Source organism: Paralcaligenes sp. KSB-10, from assembly GCF_021266465.1.
Classification (GTDB): domain Bacteria; phylum Pseudomonadota; class Gammaproteobacteria; order Burkholderiales; family Burkholderiaceae_B.
Map to the genome: position 1 here is coordinate 1,189,021 of NZ_CP089848.1, position 17,282 is coordinate 1,206,302.

The 17,282-nt window shown below is 60.3% G+C and carries 13 protein-coding genes; 3 read left to right on the top strand and 10 right to left on the bottom strand.

The window, feature by feature from the left end; all coding sequences use genetic code 11:
• Window positions 1-92: 92 nt before the first annotated feature.
• Window positions 93-2,363, bottom strand: a complete 2,271-nt coding sequence (locus LSG25_RS05505; protein ID WP_232743698.1) for a cation-translocating P-type ATPase — start codon at window positions 2,361-2,363, stop codon at window positions 93-95.
• 98 nt (window positions 2,364-2,461) lie between these two features.
• Here LSG25_RS05505 and cadR point away from each other — a divergent pair, with 98 nt between their 5' ends.
• Window positions 2,462-2,896: a Cd(II)/Pb(II)-responsive transcriptional regulator gene (gene cadR / locus LSG25_RS05510; protein WP_232743699.1), complete on the top strand. Its 435-nt coding sequence runs from the start codon at window positions 2,462-2,464 to the stop codon at window positions 2,894-2,896.
• Between the two features lie 77 nt (window positions 2,897-2,973).
• A complete protein-coding gene (locus LSG25_RS05515; RefSeq protein ID WP_232743700.1) occupies window positions 2,974-4,287 on the top strand; it encodes a cytosine permease in 1,314 nt (437 codons plus the stop codon).
• Here LSG25_RS05515 and LSG25_RS05520 read toward each other — a convergent pair.
• The 9 genes from LSG25_RS05520 to LSG25_RS05560 form a co-directional block, all read right to left on the bottom strand.
• A complete protein-coding gene (locus LSG25_RS05520) occupies window positions 4,279-4,845 on the bottom strand; it encodes an NTP transferase domain-containing protein (RefSeq protein ID WP_232743701.1) in 567 nt (188 codons plus the stop codon). The genes LSG25_RS05515 and LSG25_RS05520 overlap by 9 nt on opposite strands.
• A 134-nt stretch (window positions 4,846-4,979) precedes the next feature.
• Window positions 4,980-5,963, bottom strand: a complete 984-nt coding sequence (locus LSG25_RS05525; protein ID WP_232743702.1) for an XdhC family protein — start codon at window positions 5,961-5,963, stop codon at window positions 4,980-4,982.
• A gap of 14 nt (window positions 5,964-5,977) precedes the next feature.
• Complete coding sequence (locus tag LSG25_RS05530; RefSeq protein ID WP_232743703.1) at window positions 5,978-7,231, bottom strand: cytochrome c; 1,254 nt, start codon at window positions 7,229-7,231, stop codon at window positions 5,978-5,980.
• Window positions 7,221-7,781 (bottom strand): (2Fe-2S)-binding protein, encoded by a 561-nt coding sequence (locus LSG25_RS05535; protein WP_232743704.1) that lies wholly within the window; start codon window positions 7,779-7,781, stop codon window positions 7,221-7,223. Before LSG25_RS05535 ends, LSG25_RS05530 begins: the two co-directional genes overlap by 11 nt.
• Window positions 7,778-10,603: a xanthine dehydrogenase family protein molybdopterin-binding subunit gene (locus LSG25_RS05540; protein WP_232743705.1), complete on the bottom strand. Its 2,826-nt coding sequence runs from the start codon at window positions 10,601-10,603 to the stop codon at window positions 7,778-7,780. Before LSG25_RS05540 ends, LSG25_RS05535 begins: the two co-directional genes overlap by 4 nt.
• 83 nt (window positions 10,604-10,686) lie before the next feature.
• On the bottom strand, window positions 10,687-11,283 hold the full coding sequence (locus tag LSG25_RS05545) for a DUF924 family protein (protein ID WP_232743706.1): 597 nt from the start codon (window positions 11,281-11,283) through the stop codon (window positions 10,687-10,689).
• A 101-nt stretch (window positions 11,284-11,384) separates the two neighbouring features.
• Window positions 11,385-13,787 carry an autotransporter domain-containing protein gene (locus LSG25_RS05550; RefSeq protein ID WP_370635993.1) on the bottom strand — a complete coding sequence of 801 codons (2,403 nt, stop codon included), beginning with the start codon at window positions 13,785-13,787 and terminating at the stop codon, window positions 11,385-11,387.
• A complete protein-coding gene (locus tag LSG25_RS05555; RefSeq protein WP_232743707.1) occupies window positions 13,690-15,012 on the bottom strand; it encodes a hypothetical protein in 1,323 nt (440 codons plus the stop codon). The genes LSG25_RS05550 and LSG25_RS05555 overlap by 98 nt, the downstream gene beginning before the upstream one ends.
• 630 nt (window positions 15,013-15,642) lie before the next feature.
• Window positions 15,643-16,017: a tautomerase family protein gene (locus tag LSG25_RS05560; protein ID WP_232743708.1), complete on the bottom strand. Its 375-nt coding sequence runs from the start codon at window positions 16,015-16,017 to the stop codon at window positions 15,643-15,645.
• 307 nt (window positions 16,018-16,324) lie between these two features.
• Between LSG25_RS05560 and LSG25_RS05565 the strand changes: the two genes are divergently transcribed.
• Window positions 16,325-17,191, top strand: a complete 867-nt coding sequence (locus LSG25_RS05565; protein WP_232743709.1) for an MBL fold metallo-hydrolase — start codon at window positions 16,325-16,327, stop codon at window positions 17,189-17,191.
• Window positions 17,192-17,282 lie beyond the last annotated feature (91 nt).

The following is a 17,282-nucleotide window of genomic DNA, read 5'->3' on the forward strand; positions in this document are numbered from 1 at the left end:
ATCCAAAGTCATCGCCCCAGCCGGTATAGGCAGCTCAAAACGAAAGTCACTGAAACACGCTCAGCGCCGTAAACACTGGAACCGAAAATGCGCTAACGGCGCAAAAGCCTCAACGCATTACCCACCACCAACAAGCTGGCGCCCACATCGGCGAATACAGCCATCCACATGGTACCCAGCCCAAGCAGCGTCAATGCCAGAAACAGGACCTTGATACTCAACGCCAGCGCGATATTCTGCACCAGCACCGCATGGGTACTGCGCGACAGACGCACAAAGCGGGGAATCTTGCGCAGATCGTCATCCATCAAGGCAACATCAGCCGTTTCAATAGCCGTATCGGTGCCCATCGCCCCCATGGCAAAACCGACATCGGCGCACGCCAGCGCGGGGGCATCATTGATTCCATCGCCGACCATCCCCACAATGCCCCGCGTGGCATAGCCGTCGATAGCCGCCAGCTTGTCCTGCGGCAATTGCGAACCCAACACCTCGGTTATGCCCACCTGGGCCGCAATCGCTTGGGCCGTATGCGTGTTGTCGCCCGACAGCATGACGGTGCGCACCCCCATTTCATGCAGATCGGCAATGGCCTGGCGACTCGATTCCTTGACCGTGTCGGCCACAGCAAACAAGGCCAGGGCCTGGCCGGCACCCGCCAGCACCACAGCAGTCTTGCCTTGGCGCTCAAGCGTATCGAGACGCGCCTCAAGCGCCGGTGAGCCATAGCCGGACTCGCGGACCAGACGATAATTGCCCAGCAGATAGAGGCTGCCATTTATCGTGCCGCGCAGGCCGCCGCCTGCAACGGCCTCGAAACCCGTTACCGGAAGCAAGTCTTGCCCGCCTGCGCCGCCCGCCTCGACCCCATCGGCCATATGGGCCGCCGCTATGGCGCGCGACACCGGATGATCGGAGCCGCTTGCGAGGCTTGCGGCCAAACGCCGGCACGCCGCGGCATCGAGTCCGGCCAAAGGCTCGAAATCGGTTTGCACCGGCTTGCCCTGTGTGATGGTGCCGGTTTTATCCAGAGCCACGAGCATCAGCTTGCGCCCCTGCTCCAGGTACACGCCGCCTTTGATCAGAATGCCATGCCGGGCCGCGGCAGCCAGGCCACTGACTATGGCCACAGGCGTGGAAATAACCAGCGCGCAGGGGCACGCAATAACCAGCAGTACCAGCGCCTTATAAGCCCAGTCCAGCCATGCGCCACCCAGGAACAAAGGCGGCAACAGCGCCGCCAGCAAAGCCAAGCCGCAGACTATGGGCGTATAAATCGCTGAAAAGCGATCGACAAAGCGCTGCGTAGGCGCCTTGCCGGATTGCGCCTCTTGCACCGCGTGAATAATACGCGCCAGCATGGTGTTGTCCGACGCCGCCACGACACGGTATTCGAAAGCGCCCGCGCCGTTGATGGTGCCCGCGTAAACCTCATCGCCCACTGTCTTGTCCACAGGCAGGCTCTCGCCGGTGATCGGCGCCTGATCAAGCACCGAGCAGCCCGAAACAATCACGCCGTCGAGCCCGACCCGTTCCCCGGGTTTGACCCGCACAATGGCGCCGGGGGTAACCTGGGCCGCTTCAACCTCGGCCCAGGTTCCGTCGCCCTGTCGCATCGTCACGGTTTCGGGAACGATCTGCATCAGGCTTTCAATCGCATGGCGCACGCGATCAAGCGATCGGGCTTCGATCAGCTCGGCAATGGCGAACAGCACCATGACCATGGCCGCTTCGGGCCAATGCCCCAGCAACACCGCGCCACTGACGGCAATGCTCATGAGCGCATTGATATTGAGCGTGCCGTTGAACACCGCGACCAGGCCCTTTTTATATGTGCCCAGCCCGCTGAACGCAATGGCCGAAACGGCCGCGACGACCGATAGCCAGGGGGCATACCCCCACCAGCTGAACATTTCAGCACACAATGCCAGCGCTACGCCCAGCGCCAGAGGCCACCAATGCCTGGCAGGCGCATCCACCGATTTGCCTTGCCTCTGGCCGGCGCCAGGCAGTTCGGGCGTAAAGCCCAGAGAGCGGATGGCGGCAAGAATCGGCGTCTCGGAATCGACGGCATGATCCACGGTCAGCACCCGCTGCATCAGGTTGAACTCGACGGCGTGGACGCAATCCATGCTCTCGAGCTTCCTGCGTATCAGGGCTTCTTCAGTCGGACAATCCATTTGCATAATACGCATGGCGGTGCGCGTGCCTCGTTCGTGGAAAACAGGACGAGCCAGCGCGGCCAATGCGGCATCGCCCTGGACGCAGCAGCCCCCGGCCGCCGCTGCATGCCCATGAGACTCGTGTTGGTGGACCGAACCGCCTCCATGGTCCGAATGGCCGCAATCTCCGGCTTGCTTCATGATGTCCCCAGACAAAGGATTTGTATTTCGCCAGTAAACACCTTAAAGTAACTACAAGGTCAACCCTTAGTCTTTTTTACGCGATGCCGGAGCACACCATGAAAATCGGCGATCTCGCCAGACTGGCCAATTGCAGTACAGAAACCATCCGTTTTTATGAAAAAGCGGGGCTGCTTCCTGCGCCCGATCGCAGCGACAGCAACTACCGCAACTACCAGACCGCCCATCTGGAACGCTTGCGCTTCATACGCAACTGTCGAACGCTGGATATGGGCCATGACGAAATACGGTCCTTGCTTGGGCACATGGATGATCCCGGCGGCGGCGATTGCGGACCGGTCAATAGCCTGCTCGACGAGCATATTCATCACGTCGCCGTGCGCATCAAAGAACTGCAGGTCTTGCAGGAACAGCTGGCCACGCTGCGGCGACAATGCGGCACCGAACGGCCGATTGAAGACTGCGGCATAATCCACGGCCTGGCATCCATGGAAACCGAGGAAAAACATCCTTCGGCGTCGCATCTGGGCTGAGCAACCCGCGTATCTGCCCTTATCATTGGCGGCAGTATCCAACTGACTCGACGACATACTCAAGGAACAAACCGGACGTGACGAACTCTTCCTCCTCGACCCCGGGCAACCAGGCACTGACGCCACTGCCCGCATCCGCCCGCGTTTTTGGCTGGACCGATCACGCTTCGCTCTGGTTCAGCCTGGGTGTCGGGCTGCTGGTCATGCAGATCGGCGCCTACCTGGCGCCCGCTATCGGCACCCGGGAGGCCTTGCTGGCGGTGGTGGCAGGCTCCCTCATAGGCGCCGGACTGTTGGCCTGGGTCGCCAAGGTGGGCTGCGACTGCGGCCTGTCCAGCGCCGGTCTGATTCACGTCACCTACGGCCGCCACTTCGCGCGCCTGCCGGTTTTCTTGAACATCGTGCAACTATTGGGCTGGACCACGTTCGAGCTCGTGATCATGCGCGAAGGTACTGCGGCCATAGGAAAACACGCTTTCGGCCTGCATCTGGACAGCGGCTGGGGGCTGATCCTGTGCACGGTATTCTGGGGAGCCGTGCTCACCGCGCTGCTGGCGGGATCGATGATCACTCTGGTGCGGCGATTCGTCAGCCGCCTGGGTCTGCCGCTGGTCGTGCTGTCACTGCTGTGGTTGAGCTGGCAGTTTTCCAGCCAATTGCAAACCACGGGACTGGCCACGCTCTGGAACCGCCAGGGCGACGGCAGCATGGGCATGTTTTCGGCAATCGACCTGGTAATAGCCATGCCCGTGTCGTGGCTGCCTCTGGTGGCCGACTACGCCCGCTACGGCCGCCGCGGCCGGGGCGCCCTGGGAGGAACCTGGCTGGGCTACACCGTCGCCAATATCTGGTGCTACGGCCTGGGCGTGGTCGTGGTCAGTGTGGCCAATCCCGATACCGATCTGGTCAGTGCCTTGTTGCTGGCGCAAGGCGGCCTGATTGCCCTGGGCCTGATCCTGGTCGACGAACTCGATAACGCGTACGGCGACGTATATTCAGGCTCGGTCTCGGCGCACAGCCTGAAGCCAGGCTGGAGCATACGCCGCTGGGGATTGCTGCTGGCGGTGGGCAGTACTCTGCTCGCGCTGGTGCTGCCCATGCACAGTCTGGAGCCTTTCCTGCTGCTGCTCAGCTCAGTGTTCGTGCCGCTATATGGCGTGATACTGGGGCGCCTGGGTTTCGGGCATGCCGCATTCGCGCCGCAGATCCGCAAAATCGATGCCTTCGCCGCGGGCCTGTGGCTGCTGGGCATAGCCACGTACCATGTCCTGGCGCAATGGGCACCAAATCTGGGTTCTGCCCTGCCTACCCTGGCACTTACCTTTGTGCTGGCGGCGCTGACACGCGGCAAAACAAGACGGGCCGAATCAGGCCCGGCGGTTTCATTCTGACGCGGGGGCCAGATCCTCCGGCCGGTCAATATCGCGCACGCTGCCTGCATCCTCAACCGGCAGCAGATACAGGTCGGCGTCCCGCAACAGGCGGCGTGCGCCTTCGTCGCCCTTGAGCGCACACAAAGCGTGATAGTAGCGATGTGCAAACCAGACCGGGTGGCCGCGTCTGCCCTGGAACACCGGTGCCGCCAAGGCATGCCCTTTTGCCGCCTGGACCAGATCCGATAGCGTGCCGTCCTGGATATACGGCATATCGGCCGGCATGATGAGCCAGCCCGCCGCCGCGGGCCGCTGCGCCACACCATAAGCCAGGCTATGGCCCATGCCCAGGGCGGCATCGGGGCAAAAGGCCGCATCGATTCCGTGCTTGTCCAGGATTCGGGCATGCTCCACGTCGCCCGCAGCCAGCACGACCAGCGTATCGGGAATGATTTTTTTCAGTTTGAGCGCTGTGCGCAAAAACATGGGTATTGAATCGACAAGCTCCAGGCGCTTGTCTCGTCCAAATCGCCGCGCACGCCCGGCGGCCAGAACGATTGCCGTACTTTTTTCCACTGCGAGGCTCCTTTCGGTGGCTGGTTGACGGGCGGCCACAAGGGTCGCCTCTACGCGATCCGTGCAAATATCCATCAGGACAGTCGGCATATCCGCGTTACGACATTCATTGCGATATTCGTGATGACGCCGAATTATGATGCTTTGGGCGTGAAGGCGCAGGCGCTGGCGGGGGAGGTGTCCTTGGCGGCATTGCGAAGCGCCACCAGTTCGGCCAGGATGGATACGGCTATCTCGGCCGGCGCGCGGCTGTTGATCGGCAAGCCTATGGGTGCATGCAGGTGGCTTAGCTCCTGCTGTGTCACATCGAGCGTCAATAAGCGCTCGCGCCTGGCCTGGGTGCTTGCCGCCGAGCCGATGGCGCCTATATAGAATGCCTTCGTCTTGAGAGCCTCCATCAGCGCCATGTCATCGATCTTGGGATCGTGGCTAAGCGTAACGATCACCGTACGCCGGTCGGGCTTGAATTCCAGCACGGCATCATCGGGCATGCCCGCCAGCCACTGCGCACCCTCCGCATGCCAATTGCGCTGCTGCTCTTCGCGCGGATCGTTGATATAGACCGCAAAATCCAGGGCCGGCGCCATTTGCGCCAGACATTCCGACACGGCACCCGCGCCGATGATCAGCAGGCGCCAGCGCGGCCCGAATACCTGCACCATTTCGGCGTCACTATAGCGAACCGCAAAATCGGCGGCGCCGGGTTTGACACTGACCGCCCCACTGGCAAGGTCGACATGCCTTTCCAGCAATTCCCCCGACTCGATGCCGGTGCAGAGCATTTCAATGCTGGCCGGATCATGCAAACGCTCGACCACCAGTTCGAGCGTACCCCCGCAAGGCAGGCCGAAGCGACGCATATCGGCCGCGGCAATGCCGTAGCGGGCTATCGACACCCCTTGAGGAAAGGCCGCGGTAAAGCGCGCCAGCAAATCGTCCTCAATGCAGCCGCCGGATACCGAACCGATGAAGTCTCCGGCGTTGGAGACCGCAAACAGCGATCCCGGCGGCCGCGGCGCCGACCCCCAATTGCGCACAACCGTCGCCAGCGCCACAGCCTTGCCTTGACGCAACCACTTGAGCACACTTTGAAGAACTTGATAGTCGACTGAATCCATGACTCAAAACCTCGTTATTTGCGCAAAGCCTTTACAGCCTCTGGCTGAACATCCGCTTTCTGCCCGCCCCAGCTTACCCGCAGATAATTCGCCAGATCGGCCATTTCCCTATCGTTCAGCTTGCCGGCAAAGCCCGGCATGGCCTGCATGGCCTGATTGCCCGGGAACTTCTGCTCGTCGATCCCCCTGAGCATCACCGCAATCAGATTATGCGGATCGACGTTACGCACAGTTGTGTTGCCGTCCATTGCAACCGCCACATTGGGCTTGCCCTGACCCTGGGCCGCGTGACAAGCCGCGCACAGGGCCAGATAATGCAGCTTGCCCGCTGTGAGATCGGCATTGCCGGCGGCGGCGCGCGGCATGGCTACCGGTGCCAAGGGCATGTCGCCCATCAGGTAGGCGACCATCGCCTTATTGTCGGCGGGACTCAGGTATTGGGTGCTGTGATGGAAGGCCGAAAACATTTCGCCAAACGCCGACCCTTGAGGCGCAATACCCTGGCTCAGGAATATCCGCAGGTCTTGCGGTGTCCAGCCCCGGGAGGCCAAGCCTTTGGGCGTGATGTCCGGAGCCTTGATATCGCCCAGGTCGCCTCCAGCCAGGGTGCTGCCCAGGTTCAACTGCCCCATCGAACCGCGCGGCGTGTGGCATTCCGTGCAATGACCCAGCGCATTGCTCAGGTACCGTCCACGCACCCATTCTTGCGAGCTGCCCGAGGACACGTCGGGCAGGGTGTTTTTCAGAAACAGCAGATTCCAGCCACGCATGAGTATCGGCAAGTTGAACGGAAAGGCAAACTCGTTGCCTCTATCAGGCTGCGCAACCGGTTTGAGGCTTTGCAAATAGGCAAAAATGGCATCGCTGTCTTCGCGCGTCACGCCGCGGTAGCTTGTATACGGCATGGCCGGATACAAGGAGCGATCGGGAGCCAGGCCGTCGTGCAGGGCCTTGTAGAAATCCGCGGAAGTCCACTTGCCTATGCCATGCTCTTTATCGGGCGTGATGTTCGAGCCGTATATTTTTCCGAATGGTGTATCCAGCGCATCTCCGCCCGCAAATAGCGCGCCGTTGCGGGTTGTATGGCAGGCCGTGCAATCGGCGGCCTTCGCCAGATATTTGCCGCGCGCCAGAAGTTCGAGAGAATTCCCTCCCCTATCGACATCCGAGGTCGGGTAAGACGAGTCCAGCACACCCGAGAACACCAGCCCCGCGGCCACCAAGGCCACAATCACCACGCCCCCGAATATCTTTTTCTTACTTGCCATGAGCGGTCTCCTTGAGCAGGCCGGGCGTCGTCATGATCAGGTCTTTGACGGCCTGGTGGTAACGCACATACCCCGTGCAACGACAGATATGATCGTTCAAGGCTTCGGTCACCACCGCTTCGACCTGGTCGCCCGCAATTGGCTGGCGTTTCAATTTTTCAAGCAAGACCGTCGCTGCATTGACAAACCCCGGTGTGCAATACCCGCACTGGAAACTATAAAACTCAAGGAACTTCTGCTGGATGGGAGAAAGGGCTGTAAGTTCGCCGGCCTGGTTGCGCTGCGCATGGCCTTCCACCGTCCGCAGCTTTTTCCCCTGGAAGAAAATGGCTCCGGTGATGCAGGTGCGAATTTCCTCGCTGGTGCCGTCTTCGTGATCGAGAATGGCCACACAGGCATGGCAAATGCCCTGGCCGCAACCCAGGCGCGATCCGGTCAGGCCGGCGTATTCGTGCAGAAAATCAATCATCATCAGGCTTTCCGGCACATCGAAGGGCCCCACCGCCGTGCCGTTGATGGTCATGGAAACCGACTTGCTTGCAACGCTCATGCCAGAGCCTCCTGTATTTTTTCGGGCGTAAGGGGCAAGGTATTGAAACGATGGCCAGTCGCGTGCGCGACGCCATTGACTATGGCCCCGACGATCGGAATCATGACCACCTCCGCCATGCCTTTGGGCGGATCGGTCTCGGACAAGGGCGGCAGCACCTCGTAGCTTTGCGACCACAGGGCCACTTCTTTGGCGCGCGGCAAGTGGTAACGATTGAAATTCCAGGTGCCATTGCCCGGGCCATCTTCGTACAAGGGCAGGTACTCGTACAGGGCATGTCCGATTCCCATGGCTATCCCGCCCTGTATCTGGCCCGACACCAATTCTTCGGACAGCACATTGCCGCATTCGATAATGGAGTGATGGTTCAGGAGTTCAACCTCGCCATTGGCCAGATTAATGTCTATTTCAGCCAAACTTCCCATGGCGCTGTAATAGGTCACCCCCGCATTATTGCGTTGTACGGGCGGGTAATAAACACTGGTTCGCTTTATCGCCCGGTACGGCTTTGCAGCCGCGCTGGCCGGACCAGCCGTGCCCGCCCCCGCGCCGAAATACAGGGCCAGGCCATCGACGGCCAGGCGTGCAGCGGCTTTGCCGATCTGGAATTCGGCTTCGGCCCACTGCCAGCGATTGAAACCATGCACCACGACACCCACCACACCCCCCATCTCGTGAGCCTTCGCGGCAAGCTGCGCCAGGCTCAGGCCCTGCATGCCATTGGCAGTCAGCAAACCCTGCTCCCAACGCGCATCTTCCTGCCGAACCACATAGGGGGCGGCCTGTCCCCCGCCCGTGCCGCTGCCCCACAGCGCAAGCGCCGCCGGCCACAAGCCATATTGAAATATCACGCGGCAGGCTTCGCGCGTGGTGTGCGTGTAATAGAAAGCCGAATTCGACGCGCTGGCCGGTGAAGCCAGTGCCGGAGTCCACTGGGGATCGGCCTGGGCGCCGTCCTGGTCGGACTGGCTCATCAGATAAGGATCTCCGCTGGTCTTCATGGGCAAATCGGGCCAGTCTGTTATGGCAAAACCCAGATCGGTGGCCGGCGAACCAAGCCAGCGAACACAGGCAATGGCTTGCGAAGTGCTCATACCGGTGCCGATTTCGGTACCCGTATGACGCAACATGATGCGCCCTTCGGGCGAGACTTCGATTTTGGCGAACGACGACTCGGCGCCGGTGCCGAAATCTTTTTGCACACAGGCAAACCCAATGCCATAGGCACGGCCGGGATGGCTCGCCTCGTACTCTTTCTTGCGGCTGGCCCGGTTGATCCACAGGGGATGCTTCTGCGCCTTGCGCAGGATTTCATCCGCACGCACCGCACCGGCCGGAATCGCCCCCTGGGTGTTTTTCATGCCGGTCTTCAGAACATTCTTCAACCTGAGTTCGATCGGATCGAGCCCGAGTTGCTGGGCCACGTCGTCGACCATGAGCTCGGTCGCGACCATCGATTGCAAGGTGCCATAGCCGCGCGCCGATCCGGCATCGACCGCGCGCGAGGCATCGGCGCGCGCCGTCAGGTCGGTCTTGGGCAGATAATAGATGGACTGAGCCGCGGTAGCGCCAACCATCGCCACCGAGGGCGAAAAATTGCAGCGGCCACCGCCATTGGCCGTCATGTCCGCCGTAAACGACTGAAACAGGCCCGTCTTGCGATCCACCGCCAGGCGGTAGCTTATGTCGAAAGCATGGCGCTTCAATGCCGTCTGGAATTGCTCATAGCGGTCGTTGGCGAGACGCACCGGGTGCCCGTCCGAGTACAGGGCACAAACCAGGCCGTAAAACGGCATATTGCAGTGATCTTTGGAGCCATAACCCACCGTGTAGCACGGATGCAAAAATACGGACTTCACAGGAAACTTCGCTTTGGCCAGCATCTCGCCGGCGGTCTCAACCACCTCGCTGGGCGATTGAGTAGGCACCACCATATGCAAGGCCTGGGCCTGTGCGTCGTACCAGCAATTGGCATTGTCCGGCTCCAGCGCCGCCGTATCGACCGACTGCGTCTGATAACGGCGCTCGACCACGAGCCAGTCTTTGGGAGGGTCATCGAGTTCCCGGCGAATGCTTGCGGCGTGAAACATGCCTTCTTCGCCGACATTGCCGTGATCTTTGCCATCCGGCCAGACCGGCAATTGCTTGCGCATCTGGCTTGGAAATACCGGAGCGTCTTTCAGGCTGGAAAACACATCGTCGTCGTAGGGCGTCTTGCCCCCCACGCGCACGAAACGGAATGTCCCCCATGGGTCGCGCACCAGCGGCCCCGTGCTCGCGCCATACCGTATCACGTCGGCCTGGAACTGCAAGGTGTTCTTGGCCAGACGGAAATGGGCGAAATCATGGTAGATAAGGATGGCCACCGCCTGCCCCAGATACGCCGGTGTCTTGCCCTCGGGCAACAGCATGTCTTCGCCGTAGAAATCGGTAAATGCCACACCATCGCGCTGCAAATCGGCCGCGGTCACAATGCGGTCTGGCTTCAGGTCGCCGCCCAGGCGAGCCAGGTCGAAACCCCGATACACGGCATCGGCCCGGGTGGCGCGCAGCACCAATGCGTGGCTTTGCTGTGCCGGCCAATGGGGCAAATCGCGGGCACGGATATCGCGGGCAAAAACCTTCGCGCCGGTCACCTTGGCCATGCCATCGACGCGAAACCGTGCCCGGCCGGCGACGGGATCCCAGTCGATCGGCGTGAGGATTTTTTCATCGAACAAGGCCGCGTAGGCGGCCGAGCCGAACGGCGCGATATAAGCCGTAATACCGGCTATCACGGTAGTCTTCAAGAAGCGGCGGCGGGATGGATTGAGATTGGCCATAAGTGCGTTCCGTGACAGGTAAAAAGTTCTGATTAATCGACAAAGCGTACTCAGTGATCCATGAGCGGCTGATCGATGGCCGGCTATCCGGAGAATCCGCCCGAATCCAGAAAGGCTTGTTCCGCCGGTGTCGAAGCCCGCCCCAACTGGAAATTCCTGTGCGGAAACCGCCCGAACCGCCGCACGATTTCGCAATGCTCTTGCGCATGCCTGAGATTATCGGGGCTGTGCCGCTCGTACAAATCAAGCGCGTAGTGCTGATCTTCGATATTTTCCGAATGTACGAATGGCAGGCACACGAAGAGCTTGAGCGTGTCTTCAATCGCCGCAATCGCATTCGAATCAATGGCTGTTCGGGCATAGGCTCGCGCCAGCGAATCGGTGGCATACATATGCGCCGAGCCGCGAAACGCATTGCGCGGGAACTGATCCAGCAAAAGAATCAGGGCCAGGTTGCCATAAGGATCGTCCAGCCAGCGATCACACTCGCGCCGCGCGGCGGCAAAGTGCAGATCGCAAAACGAGGTGCGGAAGGCCTGATCGAAATCGTCGTTTTTGGCAAACCAGGAGGCAGGTCCCGCATTGCGCCAAAACGATACAACGGCGTTGGCCTCGGCATGGGCGCTGGCGTGCGCCCCATTCGTTCTTGCTGACGGAGTCGCTGAGTTGCTTGCATTCATTTCCGGCTCTTTGTTCAAGCACCTGGTCTATCCAGTGGCATGGGCCTTCAATATACAAGTTTTGCCACGACAACGATACAGGCACCGCGCCCAGCCCCGGTTTAGAAACGCACCCTCAGGTACAGCGAACCGGCGTTATCGGTATTTCCCGCACCAAACTGGCCGCTATAGGACATGCCCACGGCCGCCTTCTTGCCGATTGCCATTTCAGCCCCCAGATCCACCACGGCCGCATTTCTGGCTATCGGGGCGCCGGACACCGTAAAGGCAGTGCCATTGCCCTGCAGGAAAGCCAGACGCCGTTCGGGGTTCACATCACCTCCCGCATGACGCCAGCCCAGGCCCGCCGTCAGCCTGACCGTCTGGCGACCCACATTCACCATGGTCTTGCCCCGCACGCCCAGCGTCATCGTCGTGACGCTGTCGGTGCGGCTGTCGCCATGCAATGCGGCCGCCCCGCCCGTCTCGTCAAACCCCTGCGAGCGTTGATTGATCCACGCCAGCCCCACGTAGGGTTCGATCGTGCCGGCCTGCCCCACAGGCAGCGCATAGCCCAGTTCTGTAAAGAGCTGGGTGGCATTCGCATGGTACTTCGCCTCCAGCGCCTGGTTGCCTCCCATGCTCACGGTGCGGCGGCTATCGATGACATGGCGTGTATAGCCCGCTCCGACCAGGAAGTTGATGCGCCCTTTGCCCGTTGCCCAACTCTTGCCTCCATACACTGAAGCCGTATAGCTCTTGAGCCTGGATCTCGCGCTGCGATCGTCGACGTCGACCTGGCCGTCGGTGAAGCCCAGGGCTCCCCCTACGCGCCAGCCGGCACCGACATCGGCATCGCCCCCCAGATACAAGCCGCCCGTGGCCAGCCTGCTTTTGGCAGTGTTGTTATCCCGGCCTTTGAAAGTTTGCCAGCTACCTACCACCTGGGCCCATAAAGGATAGGCTGCGGATTGAGGCATGGCGCTGGCGGGTACCGCCCCGGAGGCTTGCGCCAGGGGCGCGCCCGCCATCAGGCCCACGCCCAGGTTGCCACGCATACGATTCGAAAGAGTGCTCACCATCAGGTCGCCCGAACTGAGCAAAGCCGACTGTGTGCTGGCGTGCAGTTCGCCCGAAAGCTGGTTCAGCGCCCCCTTGGTGTCTGTCGAGACCAGTGCCGCGTCGGCCGCCGCGTTGCTTCCCGCGACCGAAATCACCCCGCCAAGCGTGGCATTCTGATTCATGCTCAGGCTCGAAGTCTTGGCGGCCACCTTGGCCGGATCGATCGACAGGCTCACCCCCACGTCCTGGGCGCCATACAGCACCGGATCGAGTTTGACCAGGGTATCGGCAAAGCTCGCGTCCAGCCCGGTGCTCTTGAACGTGTTCAGCACCGCACCGCCCGGGGTCTGGATGATTGTGTATTTCTGCCGCAAGCGATAGCCGCCAGTGCCGTTTTCCTGCGCCACCGTCAGGTCGATTCCCGACAGGTCCAGATTGCCCGAACGGATGATGATCAAGTCGGACTGGCCCGCCGCATTGACTTCGGCTTTATAAGCGCCGACAAAGCCCGCGCTGGTCGCATAGCTTTGCGTACCGACCGAATTGCCGGGACTGACCGTGCCGCCGCTGCCGCCCAAGGAACCCGAGACGATCAGGTTGCCGCCCAGGGTCGAGCCGCTGTTGACCGTGGCCGCTCCGAGGATCCGGATCGGCGTGGCAATCGTACCGCCCTTCAGGCTCGAACTGCGTCCCAGCACCACGTCGCCGCCAATGGTGGTGGCCTCGCCCTTACTGAACACGAAACTCGTGCTTTGGCCCGAAACGCTCTGGCCAATGCTGGTGGGTCCGGCAAAACTGAAGCTCGAGCCCACATCTCCGGTCACGCCCTGGCCAATGGTGGCCGGCCCATTAAAGGCCAGCGTCGAGCCAGTGCCCACCACGCTGCCGCCTATCGTGGCCGCGCCGCGGAATGTGCCCTGGGTGCCGGCGCCCGTAGCCACATTCCCGCCTATCTGCGCACCGTTATTGAAGGTTATCGTTGAGTTGCTGCCGCCGACCACGTTGCCGGCAATCGGCGCGCCGCCATTGTCGACCATCGAGGCGCCATCGGCCACAGTCGATGTGTTCAAGCCCTGGACAATGCCTGTCCAGCTCGCACCCGGCGCTATGGTGAGATTGGTCTTGCCGCCTTGGCTGCGCGTATCGCTGCCGCCCTTGACCAGGCCATCCAGATCAATAATATCGCCCGCCGAGATCGACCCCGCCCCCAGGCTGAGGTTGACGGTACCGTCCATGCCCGCCAAGTTGCGGTTGACCTGCAACAACACGCCATTGTTCTTGGTCAACACCGTTCCCGATCCAATCGCAATATTCTGGGTTTGCCCGGTCGAGCCGAAACTGGACATGATGGAAGCGCCAGCCGATTCAACCCTGGTGCCCGTCAGCGCAATATCGCTGTCGTTGCTCAGTTGCACCGCGGCCGAACCCGCCCCAGTGGTGGTGATGGAGCCGCCGCTCACCATGATCTGGGCACCATTCGCCCCGGACACGCCCGGCGCCCGCGCCACTGGTTGCAACCGTAGTGTTGACGGCATTAATCACCGTGGGGCCGCTGCTCGTTCCCTGTGCCGCCAGCAAACCCTGGGCATTCGCCCCGCTCGTCGTCACGCTGGTGTTGACAAGAGAGACCTGACTGCCGTATTGGGCCAACACACCCGCGCTGCCGTCCGTACCCACGGGGCCGCCCATCGTGACTATGGAACCGCCGTTCAGATTGACGATTCCAGCAGACCCCTCGGCTCCGGCCACCACCCCTGCCGCACCCAGGCCGCTGGTCGCAATCCGCGTACCGTTGACGGTGACAGCGCCAAGGCCCAGAACCCCTCCGCCATATGCACGCACACCGGCAGCCGTTGCTCCCGAGGTGGCAATACTGCCATTCGTCAATACCACCGTGGCCCCGTTGAATACCTCAACGCCGAAACTATTAGTGCCCACAGTCGTGATATCGGTGGCCGTCGCATTGACGCTGGCGCCTTTGTTTGCGGATTGAATCCCAACGGCATAATTCAAGTCATGTGTGTTGATCGTGACATGATCGAGGTCAATGGCCGTTACCGAGTCTCCCAGCGTCACGGTTCTGTAGGCATTGACGGCATGACCGAACGAGCTATAAGTATCAATGGCCAGGTTGCTGGCATTGATGGACCCACCGTCCTTGGCCTCCATGCCCACAGTGCGTTTGCTGCCCGAAGCCGTAATTGACCCGCCGCTGATATCGACATGCCCGCCCGCATCGGCCCCGACCCCCGCCGTGTACGCATGCGCATAATTCGTGCCGGGATTGCTTGAAAAGGCCCTCAGGACTATGTCCGAATTGGTGAGCGATGCTGTGGCGCCCACGCCGCTGGCCGTTACCCCTCGTCCATTGGTGCCGGTCGGAGTGCTGACGTCGTTCAGTATGTATGCGCCGGTCAGCGTCAGGCCGCCGCCGGCATTGACCTTCGTAAGTTCGTACAAGGACCCGGCAATTCGGGAATTATTGCCCGTCGCGATTCCCAAATTGTTCACCACCACGCTGGTATATGTCAAAGCAGGGTCCAGTGTGCATCCCGGACCCCCGCACAGCAGCGTATCGGCGCAAGCCGTTCCAGCCATTCCCAAAAGCGCGGCCGTCAGCGCCGTTAACCTGAAAACATCGCGGCTCGAAGCGGCCCGCTTTGCGCCCGCCCTCATTGCATTGCTCATTTTGTCCCCTCGCCCAGCTTGCCTGGCGGCTCTAAACAGCGCTCCCCGATCCCGGCCACCGCACCTCTCATGCGACAGCCCAAGTTACGCATTGAAGTAAAAAATTAGCTATTCGATCTATTTACAAATAGATTTTTTTATATATCGAATAAGAAATAATCAAAATTTCGCCATTGCTTGCCTGAGTTTTTTAATAATGTTACTTAACGAAACAAGCCAAGCAATTCTTAAATTTGGTTGCAAACATAACTTAATGTAAGTTTTATGTCTACGCAATTAACACTTTCTAGGGAAAACACCAGGAAGAAATAAGGCAAATAACGCCCTTACTTCAGCGCATTGACTCAAATTGAAAATTGCGAGCCGAGCCGCTTGATGCGGCGAAATGGCTCTCGGGATGGAGATACAAAATCGAACTTTAATTATTGTTTTGCTCGATCAATATTGCCTGGCTCGATCAATATTGTTTGGCTCGGTCAAAAAAGAATTTGATACGCGGCCACGACTTTGCGGCTGAAAACCCATGATGGGCGCCGCGGACAAAACACGGGGCCGAACGTCCTGTAAACCCTATGCCTGGGCATGGGACCGGCAACAGGACTTCGGCGTAGAAGATGCTCGACAGGTGTGTCAGCGGCCAGCCTGCTTGGCGCTGATGCCGCCTGCCATACCCATGTTCGGTTTGGGAAAATCGATCAGCCTTACCCGTATGTTCTGCTCTGAAATGCCGGTGGCTTCATGCGCGGTTTTACTCAGCGCGGCAATCAGCGCGGACTTGAGCTCTTCATTGCGGCCTTCAATAAACTCCACTTGATACATTACGGTAGGCGCGCCGTACTGGCCGGCATCCAGATAGTGATCGCGCGACAACTCGTGCAGCATGATCCGCACACTGGTAATCGGCGCGCCTATGCTGCTGACCACGGCATCGCTCGAACGCTCGAGCAGCTGTTTTTTCTGATCGGAAGACAAACCCTGTGTAGCGGTAATCGTAATGTATGGCATGCAAACTCTCTCAAACGGAAGGAGGATAAAAGAGGATATGCCTGAGCGACAGGCATGCGTCGCCGCCAGCCCCGATTATCCGGCACCTGGCGCCGACCCCGGGATCAATCGTAACTCTTTTTGATTCGCGGCAGGGCCGCGGCAAACACGGCCGGGAATGTGCCCTTCTCCGTTCCGGGCGGCGCCGGGTGCGCATCCCGATCCCGCATCGTCAAATCCCCCTTATACTTGTGCACTGTCATCCCGACGCGCTCCCATCCCTATACCGGTCGACGCGCCACGAGCCGCCATACTCCAAGGAACCGCAATGCCGTCCTCTCTTGTTCAAGCTTTTTTTGATGAACATACTTCGACATTCACCTATGTAGTCCATGACGCCGATTCCTCCGCATGCGCGATTATCGATTCGGTGCTGGATTACGACGCGGCATCGGGCCACACGTCCACCGCCTCGGCCGACAAAATCATTGCCTGGGTGCGAGCACAAGGCCTGTCGGTCCAGTGGATTCTGGAAACCCATGCCCATGCCGACCATCTATCGGCCGCCGCCTACTTGAAAGAGCAGCTTGGCGGACAAATCGCCATCGGCGCGCAGATCCGGCGCGTGCAGCAGGTCTTCAAAAGTATTTTCAACCTGGAAAAAGAATTCCTGCCCAATGGCTCGCAATTCGATCGCCTGCTCAACGACGGCGAACACTTCCAGATCGGCAATCTGCGGGCCACCGCCCTGCATGTGCCTGGCCACACCCCCGCCGACATGGCCTATCGTATTGAAGATATAGGTGTATTCGTGGGCGATACCTTGTTTTTGCCGGATGTGGGCACCGCGCGCTGCGACTTTCCCGGCGGCGACGCACCGCGATTGTACGAGTCCATCCAGGAAATACTCGGCCTGGATGAAAATACGGTACTTTATATGTGCCACGACTATCCACCCCCCGGGCGTGCACCGCAGTGTTTCACAACCGTGGGAGCCCAGCGCAACGCCAACATTCACGTCCACGACGGCATCAGCGCGAATGAATTTGTCGCCATGCGTACCCGGCGCGACCAGACACTGGGTATGCCGACGCTGATTTTGCCGGCAATACAAGTCAATATCCGCGCGGGATACTTTCCCGAACCCGAGGCCAACGGGGTGCGCTATCTGAAAATTCCAGTCAATGGTTTGTGAACGCGGGCGACAAGGCCGGGGAACCTCTGCCAAAAACCCAGGTCATTAAGAACGACCGGCCAGCAGCCAGCCAAACCCCGGAGTGCCAGGC